The organism is Microbacterium sp. ProA8, assembly GCF_039905635.1.
GTDB classification, from domain to species: Bacteria; Actinomycetota; Actinomycetes; order Actinomycetales; family Microbacteriaceae; genus Microbacterium; species Microbacterium chionoecetis.
Map to the genome: position 1 here is coordinate 1,221,533 of NZ_CP157000.1, position 13,392 is coordinate 1,234,924.

At 71.4% G+C, this 13,392-nt stretch carries 13 protein-coding genes; 11 read left to right on the forward strand and 2 right to left on the reverse strand.

From position 1 onward, the window contains the following. Positions 1-97 precede the first annotated feature (97 nt). Positions 98-1,480 (forward strand): MFS transporter, encoded by a 1,383-nt coding sequence (locus ABG085_RS05095; protein ID WP_347978344.1) that lies wholly within the window; start codon positions 98-100, stop codon positions 1,478-1,480. Positions 1,481-1,580: 100 nt separating this feature from the next. Here the strand turns inward: ABG085_RS05095 and ABG085_RS05100 are convergent, their stop codons facing one another. Beyond that, entirely contained in the window at positions 1,581-2,204 is a 624-nt protein-coding gene (locus ABG085_RS05100) for a TetR/AcrR family transcriptional regulator (RefSeq protein WP_347978345.1), read from the reverse strand. Between the two features lie 123 nt (positions 2,205-2,327). On the opposite strand from ABG085_RS05100, the gene ABG085_RS05105 reads away from it, so the two are divergent. The 10 genes from ABG085_RS05105 to ABG085_RS05150 all read left to right on the forward strand — a co-directional run bounded on the left by ABG085_RS05105 (position 2,328) and on the right by ABG085_RS05150 (position 11,644). Next, entirely contained in the window at positions 2,328-3,101 is a 774-nt protein-coding gene (locus ABG085_RS05105; RefSeq protein WP_347978346.1) for an enoyl-CoA hydratase/isomerase family protein, read from the forward strand. After that, on the forward strand, positions 3,098-3,955 hold the full coding sequence (locus tag ABG085_RS05110) for a 3-hydroxyacyl-CoA dehydrogenase family protein (RefSeq protein ID WP_347978347.1): 858 nt from the start codon (positions 3,098-3,100) through the stop codon (positions 3,953-3,955). The genes ABG085_RS05105 and ABG085_RS05110 overlap by 4 nt, the downstream gene beginning before the upstream one ends. Next, on the forward strand, positions 3,952-6,111 hold the full coding sequence (gene paaZ, locus ABG085_RS05115) for a phenylacetic acid degradation bifunctional protein PaaZ (RefSeq protein WP_347978348.1): 2,160 nt from the start codon (positions 3,952-3,954) through the stop codon (positions 6,109-6,111). Before ABG085_RS05110 ends, paaZ begins: the two co-directional genes overlap by 4 nt. A 35-nt stretch (positions 6,112-6,146) precedes the next feature. Next, on the forward strand, positions 6,147-6,563 hold the full coding sequence (gene paaI, locus ABG085_RS05120; protein WP_347979278.1) for a hydroxyphenylacetyl-CoA thioesterase PaaI: 417 nt from the start codon (positions 6,147-6,149) through the stop codon (positions 6,561-6,563). A 183-nt stretch (positions 6,564-6,746) separates the two neighbouring features. Then, positions 6,747-7,880, forward strand: a complete 1,134-nt coding sequence (gene paaA, locus ABG085_RS05125; RefSeq protein WP_347978349.1) for a 1,2-phenylacetyl-CoA epoxidase subunit PaaA — start codon at positions 6,747-6,749, stop codon at positions 7,878-7,880. Beyond that, positions 7,877-8,182, forward strand: coding sequence for a 1,2-phenylacetyl-CoA epoxidase subunit PaaB (gene paaB / locus ABG085_RS05130; RefSeq protein ID WP_163617592.1), 306 nt, complete (start codon positions 7,877-7,879; stop codon positions 8,180-8,182). Before paaA ends, paaB begins: the two co-directional genes overlap by 4 nt. Further along, complete coding sequence (paaC, locus tag ABG085_RS05135; RefSeq protein WP_347978350.1) at positions 8,179-9,048, forward strand: 1,2-phenylacetyl-CoA epoxidase subunit PaaC; 870 nt, start codon at positions 8,179-8,181, stop codon at positions 9,046-9,048. The genes paaB and paaC overlap by 4 nt, the downstream gene beginning before the upstream one ends. Then, entirely contained in the window at positions 9,042-9,641 is a 600-nt protein-coding gene (gene paaD / locus ABG085_RS05140; protein WP_347978351.1) for a 1,2-phenylacetyl-CoA epoxidase subunit PaaD, read from the forward strand. Before paaC ends, paaD begins: the two co-directional genes overlap by 7 nt. After that, on the forward strand, positions 9,641-10,858 hold the full coding sequence (paaE, locus tag ABG085_RS05145) for a 1,2-phenylacetyl-CoA epoxidase subunit PaaE (RefSeq protein WP_347978352.1): 1,218 nt from the start codon (positions 9,641-9,643) through the stop codon (positions 10,856-10,858). Before paaD ends, paaE begins: the two co-directional genes overlap by 1 nt. Before the next feature lie 24 nt (positions 10,859-10,882). Continuing rightward, positions 10,883-11,644 carry an enoyl-CoA hydratase-related protein gene (locus tag ABG085_RS05150; RefSeq protein ID WP_347978353.1) on the forward strand — a complete coding sequence of 254 codons (762 nt, stop codon included), beginning with the start codon at positions 10,883-10,885 and terminating at the stop codon, positions 11,642-11,644. Positions 11,645-11,676: 32 nt separating this feature from the next. Here the strand turns inward: ABG085_RS05150 and ABG085_RS05155 are convergent, their stop codons facing one another. Continuing rightward, entirely contained in the window at positions 11,677-13,329 is a 1,653-nt protein-coding gene (locus tag ABG085_RS05155; protein WP_347979279.1) for a thiamine pyrophosphate-binding protein, read from the reverse strand. Positions 13,330-13,392: the final 63 nt, after the last annotated feature.

Genomic DNA, 13,392 nt, shown 5'->3' on the forward strand with positions numbered 1-13,392 from the left:
TCTTGCGTCGTATGCGAAATCGTATATGATCGTCGCACATCCGGCAACCGCCTCAGTTCGCCGGAGACGATGACGTCACCCGACACAGGAGTCACGAATGAGCAGCTCACAGCCCCCACAGGGTTTCACGCCCACCGGCACCATCGCCAGCCCCGTCGATCGCCGTCGGGTGGTCTTCGCGACCGTCGTCGGCACCACCGTCGAGTGGTACGACTTCTTCATCTACGCCACGGCCGTCGGCCTGGTGTTCGGTCAGCTGTTCTTCGCGCCGCTGGGCGCGAACAGCGCGATCGTGGCGTTCGCGACCGTCGGCGTGAGCTTCCTGTTCCGTCCGCTCGGCGCGTTCCTCGCCGGCCACTTCGGCGACAAGTACGGTCGCAAGGTCGTGCTGATGTGGACGCTCATCCTGATGGGTGCCGCGACGGCCCTGATCGGCGTGCTGCCCACCTACGAGGCCATCGGTGTCTGGGCGCCGATCTTCCTGGTGCTGCTGCGCATCCTGCAGGGCATCTCGGCGGGCGGCGAGTGGGGCGGCGCGGTGCTGATGGCCGTCGAGCACGCCCCGCGCACCCGACGCGGCGCCTTCGGCGCCTCCCCGCAGATCGGCGTGCCGCTCGGCCTGCTGCTCGCCTCGGGCGTGATGGCGCTGATGGCGATGATCGCGCCCGGCGACGCGTTCCTGGTGTGGGGGTGGCGTGTGCCGTTCCTGCTCAGCGTGGTGCTGATCCTCGTCGGCTACTACGTGCGCCGCCGGGTCGAGGAGAGCCCGGTGTTCGCCGAGCTGGCGGAGCGCAAAGAGAAGGCACGGATGCCGATCATCACGCTGTTCCGCAAGCACACGCTGCTCGTCTTCATCGCCGCGCTGGTCTTCGCCGGCAACAACGCCGTCGGCTACATGACCACCGGCGGCTACATCCAGGGCTACTCCACCAACCCCGAAGGTCCGCTCGCCCTCGAGCGGGGACCCGTGCTCTGGGCCGTCGCCGGCTCCGCGGTGACCTGGCTGCTGTCGACCCTCGCGGCCGGTTTCGTGTCGGACCGGATCGGCCGTCGCACGACCTACATCATCGGCTGGATCCTGCAGCTCGTCGGCGTCTTCCTGCTGTTCCCGCTCGTGAACACCGGCAACATCTGGCTGCTGTTCCTGGGTCTGGCGATCCTCACGTTCGGCCTGGGCTTCACCTACGGGCCGCAGGCCGCGCTGTACTCCGAACTGTTCCCGGCATCCATCCGCTTCTCGGGCGTCTCGATCTCGTACGCGATCGGCGCGATCCTCGGCGGCGCGTTCGCCCCGACCATCGCGACGGCGCTGGTGCAGGCGACCGGCTCGACGGTGTCGGTCACCTGGTACCTCGCCGGCATGACCGTCATCGGCCTCCTCGCCACGCTGCTGCTGCGCGACCGCTCCGGCATCCCCCTCGGCCCCGACCACGAAGCCGAACAGTCCGTCAGCCCGATCTACGGCATGGCGAAGGCCTGACACTCAGCTCGGCGGATGCCGCGCCCCGAGCGCCTGTGCAGGCTCGGGGCGCGGCATCCGTCGTTCTTCGGTGCGGAAAGCCGGGTGGGGCGCGCTGCGGTCAGCGGGTGCGCATGCCGTCGAGGACCACCGTGACGACGTCTTGCGCGAGGCGCTCACGATCGACCGGGCCCGCGGGCCGGTACCACTCGACGATCGAGTTCACCATGCCGAAGAGGAGGCGAGTGGCGACCGCGCCGTCGACGTCGGTGCGCACCTGGCCGGCGCGTTGCGCCTCGACGACCAGCGCCGTGACGCGGTGGTCGAACGCGCGACGCCGCTCGAGCGCGGCCCGTTCGACGTCGCTGTTGCCGCGCACCCGGAGGAGGAGCGTGACGTAGGGGAGCTTGTCGACCAGCACCCGCACCGCACCGCGCAGCACGGCGGCGAGCCGCTCGGCCGGATCGTCGGTCTCGGCGTCCGAAGCGTCGAGCATGCCCTCGAGTTCTCCGAGCGCCTCGTCGAGGGCGAGCGCGAGCAGCTGCTCCTTCGAGTCGAAGTGGTGGTAGAGCGCCGACTTGGTGAGACCGAGCCGCGAGGCGAGGTCGGCGACCGACGTGGCGTCGTAGCCCTGCTCGTTGAAGAGCGCCACGGCGACCGCGAGCACCTGGTCGCGGTCGTAGCCCGGGCGTCCGCGCCGCGCGGGGGTCGGCTCTCCGTTCGCGGGGCTCGTCAGGGCGGACATGCGCCCCAGTCTGGCACCGCCGCCCGGGTCGGTGCGCAGGCTCGCGCCAGTCCGCCGGGATTACTGAACGATTGTTAGGTAATATGGGCGGCGACCGCGAGGGAGCGGATCGAGAGGATGCCGATGCCAGGGTGGAGTGCCGGGTCGAGTGGCGGGTCGGGTGCGGGGCCGCTGCAGATCCAGCGTCGCGCGGATCGCGTCGTCGCCACGCTGACGCGTCCCGAGGTGCGCAACGCCATCGATCAGGACATGATCGATCGGCTGCACGAGCTCTGCGAAGAGCTGGAGCGCGAGCCGCGCACCCTGATCCTGACCGGCTCCGACGGCGTGTTCGCCTCGGGCGCCGACATCGCGCAGCTGCGGGAGCGCCGCGGTGCCGATGCCCGCCGCGGCATCAACACCCGCGCCTTCCAGCGGGTGCGCAAGCTCCCGATGCCGGTGGTCGCCGCGATCGACGGCTACGCGCTCGGGGGAGGCGCCGAACTCGCGTACGCGGCCGACATCCGCATCGGCACGCCCGCACTGCAGATCGGCAATCCCGAGACGGGCCTCGGCATCATCGCGGCGGCCGGCGCCACGTGGCGGCTGCCCGAGATCGTGGGGGAGGCGCGGGCGGCCGAAATGCTGCTGACGGGCCGGATCCTGGATGCCGACACCGCCGTCTCCTGGGGGCTCGTGTCGTCGCTGTACGAACCGGCCGACCTGCTTGCGGCGGCCCACGCGATCGCGGACCGCATCGCCCGGAACGATCCCCTTGCGACCCGCTCCACGAAGACGGCGCTGCTGGCCCCCCGCGCCGCGCACCCCGAGATCGAGCTCGAACTGCAGGCGAAGCTGTTCGACAGCCCCGAGAAGGACCGGCGCATGGCCGCGTTCCTCGAGAGCCGCAAGCGATGAGCGTGCCGCAGCGCGTCGGGGTGATCGGCGGCGGCCGCATGGGCGCGGGAATCGCCCACGCGTTCGTGCTCGCCGGCGCCGAGGTGGTCGTCGTCGAGCGCGACGCGGACGCGGCGGCTGCGGCATCCGCTCGGCTGCTCGAGACCGTGCGGCGCAGCGTCGAGCGCGGCGCGACAGCCCGCGGGTACGACACGCTGGCCGCGGCGATCGAGACGGCGACGGATGCTGAGGCCCTCGCCGGGTGCCGGCTCGTGGTCGAGGCGGTGCCCGAGGAGAGGGATGTGAAGATCGCGGCCCTGGCGCGCGCGGAGCGGGTGCTCTCGCCCGACGCGGCACTGGCGACCAACACGTCCTCCATCTCCATCGACGACCTGGCGTCGACGCTGGCTCGGCCGGAGCGCTTTCTCGGGCTGCACTTCTTCAACCCCGTGCCCGCCTCGCAGCTCGTGGAGATCGTGACCGGTGCCGCCACCGAGCCCGGGCTCGTCGACGAGGCGCGGTCGTGGATCGACGCGCTCGGCAAGACGCCGATCGTCGTCCGCGACAGTCCGGGCTTCGCATCGAGCCGCCTCGGCATCGCCCTCGGGCTGGAGGCGATCCGGATGCTCGAGGAGGGCGTCGGCTCGGCCGCCGACATCGACGCGGCGATGGAGCTCGGCTACCGGCATCCGATGGGTCCGCTGCGCACCACCGACCTGGTCGGCCTGGATGTGCGGCTCGGGATCGCCGATGAGCTGCACCGCACGCTGGGGGAGCGGTTCGCGCCCCCGCCGCTGCTGCGGCGTCTCGTCGCCGAAGGACACCTTGGCCGAAAGTCCGGCCGCGGCTTCTACGAATGGAGTGATCAGCGATGATCGAGCAGACAGGGACCATCGAGCAGGCGGGGACGATCGAACCGCCCCGCACCGGCATCCTCCCCAGCTATCTGCGCGACGAGTGGTGGATCCCCGATACCGGCGACGACGCGACGCCCGTGCTCGACGCCTCGACCGGCGAGGTGGTCACGTACCTGAGCACGCAGGGCGTCGATCTCTCCGCGGCGATCGCCCACGCCCGCACCGTGGGGCAGGCGAACCTCGGTGCGCTCACGTTCCACCAGCGCGCGCTGCTGCTCAAGGAGATCGCCAAGGCCCTCACCGCGCGCAAAGAGGAGCTGTACGAGCTGTCGAAGCGCGCCGGCGCCACCGTGCGCGACTCGCTCAACGACATCGACGGCGGCATCGGCGTGCTCTTCACGTACTCGTCGAAGGGGCGCCGCGAGCTGCCGAACGGCCAGGTGTACCTCGACGGGCCGGTCGAATCGCTGTCGAAGGACGGCTCGTTCCTCGGTCGTCACGTCTACACGCGGCTGCCCGGCGTCGCCGTGCAGATCAACGCCTTCAACTTCCCCATGTGGGGCGCACTCGAGAAGTTCGCGCCGGCCTTCCTCGCCGGCGTGCCGACGATCGTGAAGCCGGCGTCACCGACCGCGTACGTCGCCGAGGCGTGGGTGCGCATCCTCGTCGAGACCGGGCTGCTTCCCGCCGGGTCGCTGCAGCTGGTGAGCGGTGCGGTGCCGGGTCTCTTCGAGCACCTCGGGCTCGGCGACCTGGTCGGCTTCACCGGCAGCGCCTCGACGGCGGAGCGACTGCGCGTACAGGCCGCGCCCGGGGTGCGCTTCACGCGCGAGACCGACTCCATCAACGCGTCGGTGCTCGGACCTGATGCGGCGCCGGGCACGCCCGAGTTCGATGCCTACGTGAAGCAGCTGATGGTCGAGCTGACGACGAAGGCCGGACAGAAGTGCACCGCTATCCGCCGTGCCATCGTGCCTGCGGACTCCGTCGAGCCGCTCGTGGAGGCGCTGCGGGCGAAGATCGCCGAGCGTGTCGTCGTCGGCGACCCGCGCGCCGACGCCGTCACGATGGGCCCGCTGGTCTCGCTCGCGCAGCGCGATGAAGTGCTGCGCGCGGTCGGCGCTCTCGAGACCGCCGGCGGCCGCATCATGCTCGGAACGACGGATGCCCCGGAAGTGACGCATGCCGACGGCACCACCGGCCCCGCCCCGGAGGGGGCGTTCGTCGTCCCGATCCTCGTCGGGTTCGACGGCCCGGCGGATGCCCTGCCCGACGCGGTGCACGACGTCGAGGCGTTCGGCCCGGTGGCCAGCGTGCTCGCGTACCGCACCGTGGACGAGGCTGCGGATCTCGTCGGCCGCGGTGGCGGGTCGCTCGTGACCAGCGTCGCCACCTCCGACCCCGCTGTCGCCGCCACCCTCCTGGCGCGCACGGCGGCGTACAACGGCCGGCTGCTGTTCCTCGACCGCGACGACGCCCGCACCTCCACGGGCCACGGCGCGCCCGTGCCGCACCTCGTCCACGGCGGTCCGGGCCGGGCCGGCGGCGGTGAGGAGCTGGGCGGCATCCGTGCGGTGCTGCACCACATGCAGCGCACCGCTGTGCAGGGCTCGCCCGCGATGCTGACCGCCCTGACCGGCGTCTGGCACCAGGGCGCGGCATCCCGATCCGACCGGCATCCGTTCCGCAAGTCGCTCGCCGAACTCGCCGTCGGCGACCAGCTCGCGTCGCCCTCGCGCGCCGTCACGCTCGCCGACATCGAGACGTTCGCGAACTTCACCGGCGACCTCTTCTACGCTCACATGAATGAGGAGGCCGCCGCCGCGAACCCGTTCTTCCCGGGCCGGGTCGCGCACGGCTACCTTCTCGTCTCGTGGGCCGCCGGGCTCTTCGTGGACCCGGATCCCGGCCCCGTGCTCGCCAACTACGGGCTCGAGAACCTGCGGTTCATGACCCCGGTGTCACCCGACGACGAGATCCGCGTCGTGCTGACCGCGAAGCAGATCACCCCGCGTGAGACGGATGAGTACGGCGAGGTGCGCTGGGACGCCGTCATCCTCAACCAGCGCGATGAGATCGTCGCGACCTACGATGTGCTCACGCTGGTGGCGAAGACGGCGGAGGCGCCGGACGCGGCAACCGCAGACCCCGTGTCGGCAGAGGCCGGGGCGTGACGGATCCTGCCGAGCACTTCGCCGGGCAGCGGCGCATGCTCCAGCGCGATCGCGCGTCGGCGGCGCTGGGCATGGTGGTCGAACGCGACGAGCCCGGAGAGGCGGTCGTGTCGATGCGCATCCGTGACGACATGACCAACGGCTTCGCGATCACGCACGGCGGATTGGTGTTCGCGCTCGCCGACACGGCGTTCGCGATGGCCTGCAACGCCGTGGGCACCGGCGAAGCGGACACGGATGCCGACATCACGGTCGCGGCCGGCGCCGACATCTCGTTCCTCAAGGCGACGCGCGCGGGGCAGACGTTGACCGCCCACGCACGCCGCCGCGCGCTCACCGGCCGCAGCGGGCTGTACGACGTGACGGTGACGGACGAGACCGGGGACGTGGTGGCGGAGTTCCGCGGACGCTCGTTCACCACCCGCCGCGCCGAGCCCGGTACCACCGGCTGACGGCGGCGGCGGCATCCGTCCTGGGTGAGAAGTCCCCATCGCGGCCGGGCGCCGTGGACGGGGCATCCGTCCTGGGTTAGACTTACTGAACGAACGGTCTGTAATCCTTCGACAGGCTCAGGAGCCGGAACGTCCAGGCGCCGGAGCTGGGGGGACACAGGCTCAGGATCCGGAACGGAGTCGATGATGACGACCGATGTGCTGATCGACGAGGCTGCCGAGCAGGCGGCTTTCGACGCGATCATCGAGGCCGACTCGCGCATCGAGCCGCGGGATTGGATGCCGCCGGCCTATCGCAAGACGCTGATCCGGCAGATCTCGCAGCACGCGCACTCCGAGATCATCGGGATGCAGCCGGAGGGCAACTGGATCACGCGCGCGCCGAGCCTCAAGCGCAAGGCGATTCTGATGGCGAAGGTGCAGGACGAGGCCGGGCACGGGCTGTACCTGTACTCCGCGGCGCAGACCCTCGGCATCACGCGCGACGAGATGACCGAGCAGCTCATCACCGGCCGGGCGAAGTACTCGTCGATCTTCAACTACCCCACCCCCACCTGGGCCGACATGGGCGCGATCGGCTGGCTCGTGGACGGCGCCGCCATCTGCAACCAGGTGCCACTCTGCCGTGCGTCGTACGGCCCGTACGGCCGCGCGATGGTGCGCATCTGCAAGGAGGAGTCGTTCCACCAGCGGCAGGGCTTCGAGATCCTGCTGACCCTCATGCAGGGCTCGCCGGCCCAGCAGCGAATGGCACAGGATGCCGTGGACCGCTGGTACTGGCCCTCGCTCATGATGTTCGGGCCCCCGGATGAGGCGTCGCCCAACTCAGCCCAGTCGATGGCGTGGAAGATCAAGCGCTTCTCGAACGACGACCTCCGGCAGCGGTTCATCGGGATGCTGGTGCCCCAGGCCGAGGTGCTGGGCGTGACGCTCCCCGACCCCGAGCTGCGCTGGGACGAAGAGGCGCAGCGCTGGCACACGAGCGAGATCGACTGGAGCGAGCTGCAGGAGGTGATCGCCGGCCGCGGCGCGATGAACGGCGAGCGCATCCGCAACCGGCGCAACGCGCACGAGGACGGCGCCTGGGTACGTGAGGCAGCCGCCGAATACGCCCGCAAGCAGGCCGGCATCCGCTCGCTGAGCGACGAGCGCGCCGCCGGACGCGACCCCCGGTCGTTGAGCGAGCGAGGAACGCGGTCGTTGAGCGAGCCCGCGAGTCGAAACGCAGAGACGAAACGCAGTGAGTCCGCGACGGACGTCGATCGCGTGTCGTCTGGCTTCGCTCGCTCAACGACCGGAGACGAGGTGGCGCGATGACGACCTCAGGCGCTTCGCCGCGCGAGTCCTGGCCCCTGTGGGAGGTGTTCGTCCGCGCCGGGCGCGGGCTCAGCCACGTGCACGCCGGCTCGCTGCACGCCCCCGACGCGGAGTTCGCGCTGCGCAACGCCCGCGACGTCTACACGCGTCGCGGCGAGGGCACCTCGATCTGGGTGGTGCCTGCCGATGCGATCACCACGAGCGACCCCGACTCCAAGGGCGCGTTCTTCGAGAGCCCCGCCGGCAAGAACTACCGTCACGCCACGTACTACACGGCGTCGGAGGGGGTGCCGCACCTGTGACCCTTCGACAAGCTCAGGCACCGGTCGGACCCGGCGGCGGCCAGCCCACCACCGATCCGCACGGCGAGGTGACCGTCGAGCGGGTCGAGCTGTCGGCCGAGCTCGCCGGCGGGGAGGGGCGTGCCGCCTCCGCCGACGTCGCGGAGTACGCCCTGTGGCTGGGTGACGACGCGCTGATCCTCTCCCAGCAGCTCGGAGCATGGATCGCGCGTGCCCCCGAACTCGAGGAGGACGTCGCGCTGGCCAACATCGCGCTCGACCTGCTCGGTCATGCGCGCTCGTTCCTGCGCTACGCGGGCACCTACGACGACCGCAGCGAGGACGACCTCGCCTACTGGCGCGACGAGCCGGAGTTCCGGTCCGCCTGGCTCTTCGAGCAGCCCAACGGAGACTTCGCGCAGACGATCGCGCGCCAGCTGGCGGCATCCGTCTATCTCTTCGAGCTGTACACGGCACTGCAGGGCTCGTCCGACGTGACGCTGGCCGCGATCGCGGCCAAGGCCGTCAAGGAGGTCGAGTACCACCGCGACCACGCCGTGCAGTGGACGCTGCGGCTCGCCGGCGGCACCGACGAATCGCGCCGCCGCATGATCCGGGCGGTGGGCGATGTCTGGCCGTACGTGGCCGAGCTGTTCCGCGACGAGCCGCTCATCGACCGGCTCGACGGCGTGGCCGTTCGCCCGTCGACGCTGCAGCCGGCGTTCGACGCGGTCATCGCCGCTGTGTTCGCCGAGGCCGAGCTGGAGTTTCCGACCGGGCCGACGTCTTCGGCCGGCGGGCGGAACGGGCATCACTTCTCGACGCTGGGCTTTCTCCTCGCCGAGATGCAGGTGCTCGCGCGGCAGCATCCGGGGGCGACGTGGTGATGCTTCGACAGGCTCAGCGACCGGTGGGGGCGGCTCGGCAACCGGTGGGGGCGGCTCGGCAACCGGCGGGGACGCAGCGGCCCGTTGCCGCGGATGCGGCGACCCGACGCGCGTGGCAGGCTGCGGCATCCGTTCTCGACCCGGAAGTGCCCGTGCTCACGATCGAGGACCTCGGCGTGCTGCGTGACGTCCAGGTGGTCGCCGACGAGTCCGGCGAGGCGCGCCGGGTCACGGTGACGATCACGCCGACCTACTCGGGCTGCCCGGCGATGGATGCCATCCGCGACGATGTCATGCTCGCTCTCACAGCCGCCGGGTTCGACGACGTCGACGTGCGTCTCGTGCTCGCGCCGGCGTGGACGACGGACTGGATGACGGATGCCGGCAAGCGCAAGCTCGTCGACTACGGCATCGCTCCGCCGAACGGGCGTGCCGCGGTCGCGGGTCCGATCCGTGTGCAGCTGTCGGTGCGGTGCCCGCGCTGCGGGTCGCTCGACACCCGAGAGCTCGCGCGGTTCGGCTCGACGTCGTGCAAGGCGCTGTACGAGTGCCGCGCCTGTCTGGAGCCGTTCGACCACTTCAAGGTGCACTGATGGAACGCGAGGGCAACCGCGGGCTGAATGACGAGGTCGCGGCGGGCGAGAACCAGCGCATCGCCGAGACGCTGCTCACCACCTCGGTGGGCGGACCGCGGGGCAGCCGGCATCGCGCGCGGTTCCACACGCTCCGGGTCGCAGCGGTCCGGCCGCTGACCGACGCCGCGGTCGAGGTGACGTTCGCGATCCCCGAAGAGGTGCGCGGCGAGTTCGACTACCTCGCCGGCCAGCACGTGGCACTGCGGACGGTGCTCGACGGGCAGGAGCTGCGCCGCTCGTACTCGCTGTGCCGTGCAGAGGATGCGGGCGGGGGCGGTGATGGTCCCCGCACGATCAGCGTCGCGATCAAGCGCGACCAGGGCGGCCGCTTCTCGACGTGGGCGCAGACCGAGCTGCATGCGGGCGACCGGATCGACGTCATGAGCCCGCAGGGCACCTTCACCTCGAAGCTCGCCGACCTCGACGGCGCGCATGTCGCCGGCATCGCGGCGGGCTCCGGCATCACGCCGCTCATGGCGCTCGCCGCGACGGTGCTCGCGCGGTCCGCCACGTCGCGGTTCACGCTCGTCTACACGAACCGTTCGAGCCTCGACGTGATGTTCCTCGACGAGCTCTCCGATCTGAAGGACCGGTATCCGACGCGGCTGGCGCTGCACCATGTGCTCTCGCGCGAGCAGCGCACGGCACCGCTGCTGTCGGGGCGCATCGACGAGCCGCGCCTGCGGCGCATCCTCGACGAGCTCGTACTGCCCGACACCGTCGACGAATGGTTCCTCTGCGGACCGTTCGAGCTGGTGCAGCTCTGCCGCGACACCCTCGCCGACATCGGGGTCGACTCCGCGCACGTGCGCTACGAGCTGTTCACCACCGGCGAGGGCGAGCGCGCCGAGCCGTCTGCCGGTCGCCCGGTGGTCGTCGCCCCCGACGAGCCCGTGCGTCGCATCGAGTTCACCCTCGACGGCCAGTCGCAGGCGGTCGAGAGCCCTGTCGCGGCGCACGAGTCGATCCTCAACGCGGCACTGCGTGTGCGCCCCGATGTGCCGTTCGCCTGCGCCGGCGGGGTCTGCGGCACGTGCCGCGCGAGGCTGCTGGAGGGCTCGGTGACGATGACCGAGAATTATGCCCTCGAGCCCGACGAGCTCGAGCGCGGCTACGTGCTCACCTGCCAATCCCACCCGACGACCGATACCGTCGTCGTCGACTACGACGTCTAGCCCTTTCGAACGCGGAGGAACGAGATGATCGAGCTGTCCATCACCGGCGATGTCGCCGAGGTCGTCCTGAACGCCCCCGAGAAGCTCAACGCCCTCTCACTGCGGGCGCTGGGGGAGATGGATGCCGCCTACCGCACCGCCGAGGAGTCCGGCGTGCGGGCGCTGCTGCTGCGGGCCGAAGGCCGGGCGTTCTGTGCCGGGCGCGACATCGCCGGCGTCGACCCCGAGACCGACGACGTGCCCGAGTACCTCGCGGGCGTCGAGACGCTCATGCGGCGGATCGCCGCGTTCCCCGCTCCGACCTTCGCGGCCGTGCACGGCGCCTGCCTCGGAGTGGGTCTGGGGCTCGCTATCGCGACCGACGTGGTCTACGTCGCCGACGACGCCAAGATCGGCTCGCCGTTCGCGAGCCTGGGCGCGATGCTCGACTCCGGCGGCCACGCCCTGCTCTACGAGCGACTCGGCGCGCACCGGGCGCTCGACCTCATCTACACCGGCGACATGCTGAGCGGCGCGGAGGCGGTAACGGCGGGCCTGTTCAGCCGCGCCATGCCCGTCGAGGAGGTGTTCGACTTCGCGTGGCAGCGTGCGACGGTGGCGGCATCCGGCCCCACCGCCGCGTTCCTCGCCTCGAAGCGGCTGATTGCGCGCCTTCGCGACGAGAAGCTGTGGGATGCCGTCGCCCAGGAGGCGCGCGGGCAGGAGGCGCTGCGCACCACCGCCGACTACCGCGAGGGCTTCGCCGCCTTCCAGCAGAAGCGCAAGCCCGACTTCACGGGGGAGTGACGCGCAGAGGCCGGTCGGACTCTCGCCGAGGGTCAGGAGTTCACGCGGATGATCTCGCGCTGATACGGCGCGACGACCTCGCCCGAGATGCGGCAGTCGAGCACCAGGAACGGGCGGGATGCCTCGGGCTCCGCCACCCACGTCGCCAGGCGCTCCAGATCATCGAGGCTGTGCACGACGACCCCTTCGGCGCCGACGCCCGCTGCGAGGGCGGCGAAGTCGACCTCCGGGATGCGCATGGGCTCCTCGGCGAGGCCCTTCAGCCCGTACAGGTGCACCTCGGCGCCGTACGCCGCGTCGTTCCACACGACGGCGAGCCCGCGGCCGCGCGCGACACGGACGGCAGTCTCGAGGTCGGCGAGCGCCATGAGCCCGCCGCCGTCGCCCGTCGTCAGCACGACCGTGGCTGAGGGCTTCGCGAGGGCGGCGCCGGGCACGGAGGGCCAGCCGAGTCCGATCGACTGGAAGGCGGTGCCGACCATCATCATCCGGTCGGGCGAGGCGACGGGCCAGAACATGTTCGCCCAGCCGATGAAGTGGCCGCCGTCCGACACCACGACGCGGTCCTCGGGCAGGAGCTCGGCGATGCGTGCGGCGACCGAACGCGGGTCGAGCCGGCCGTCGGGTGCCATCCCGTCCCCGGCGTCATGCCTGCGGGCCGCGGCTGCGTCGACCGACTCGCGCCAGTCGGTCGGCTCCGCTGCGATCCTCCGCACCTCGTGCCCGATCGCCTCCGCGACCAGGCGCGCGTCGCCCCGCACGTACCCGCCGACGTGGGAATGCGTCGCGGTGGGCGCGATGTCCACCTGGAAGACCCGCGTGCCGGGCGCGAACAGGTCCCCGAAGCGCATCGTGAACTGGTTGAGAGACGCCCCGAACACCACGGCGACGTCGGCCTCGCGCACGAGCTCCATCGCGCTCTCCGCCCCGAATCCGCCGGTCACCCCGAGGTCGAACTCGGCCTTCGGAAAGACGCCACGGCCGAGCGCGGTCGAGGCGGTGAGGGCTCCGGTCGCGTCAGCGAGGGCGCCGAGAGCGGCGCCGGCGCCCGAGATCCACGCCCCGCGCCCGGCGAGCAGGAACGGCCGGCGCGCGCCGGCGAGCGCCTCGGCGATCTCCCGCACCGCGGCGCGCGAGAACTCCCCGATCGGGGCGAGCGGAGCGGGAAGCCGCGGCTGCGGCGCCTCGGGCACCGGGCCGGCGTCGCGCGCGGCGACGTCGTAGGGGATCGCGAGCACGGTCGGCACCCGGTAGGTGAGGGCGTGCTCGATGGCGATCACCGTCGTGGCCGCGGCATCCGCTCGCCCGACGGTATAGGTGCGCGCACCGACGGCCGACGCGAGGGCGATCTGGTCGACGTCCCACGGGCGCGGACCCGAGGTCGGCTCGTCGCCGACGACGAGCACCAGTGGCACGTGCGCCTGCACCGCCTCGGCGAGGGCGGTGATGGTGTTGGTGAAGCCGGCGCCGTACGTGGCGGTTGCCGCAGCGAGACGCCCCGAGGCGCGGTGGTACGCGTCGGCGGCGACGACCCCGCCGGCCTCGTGCCGCACCGCGGTGAACTGCACGTCGGTGGACCGCTCGAGCGCGTCGAGGAAGTACGCGTTGCCGTTGCCCATCACACCGAAGACGTGGTCGATGTGGCGGGCGAGGGTGAGGGCGACGTGCGCGGAGACGGTGCTCAGAGCCGGATGGGCGGGCATGGCGAAGCCTTTCGAGACAGGGACGGATGCGGAAGCCGTATGTGT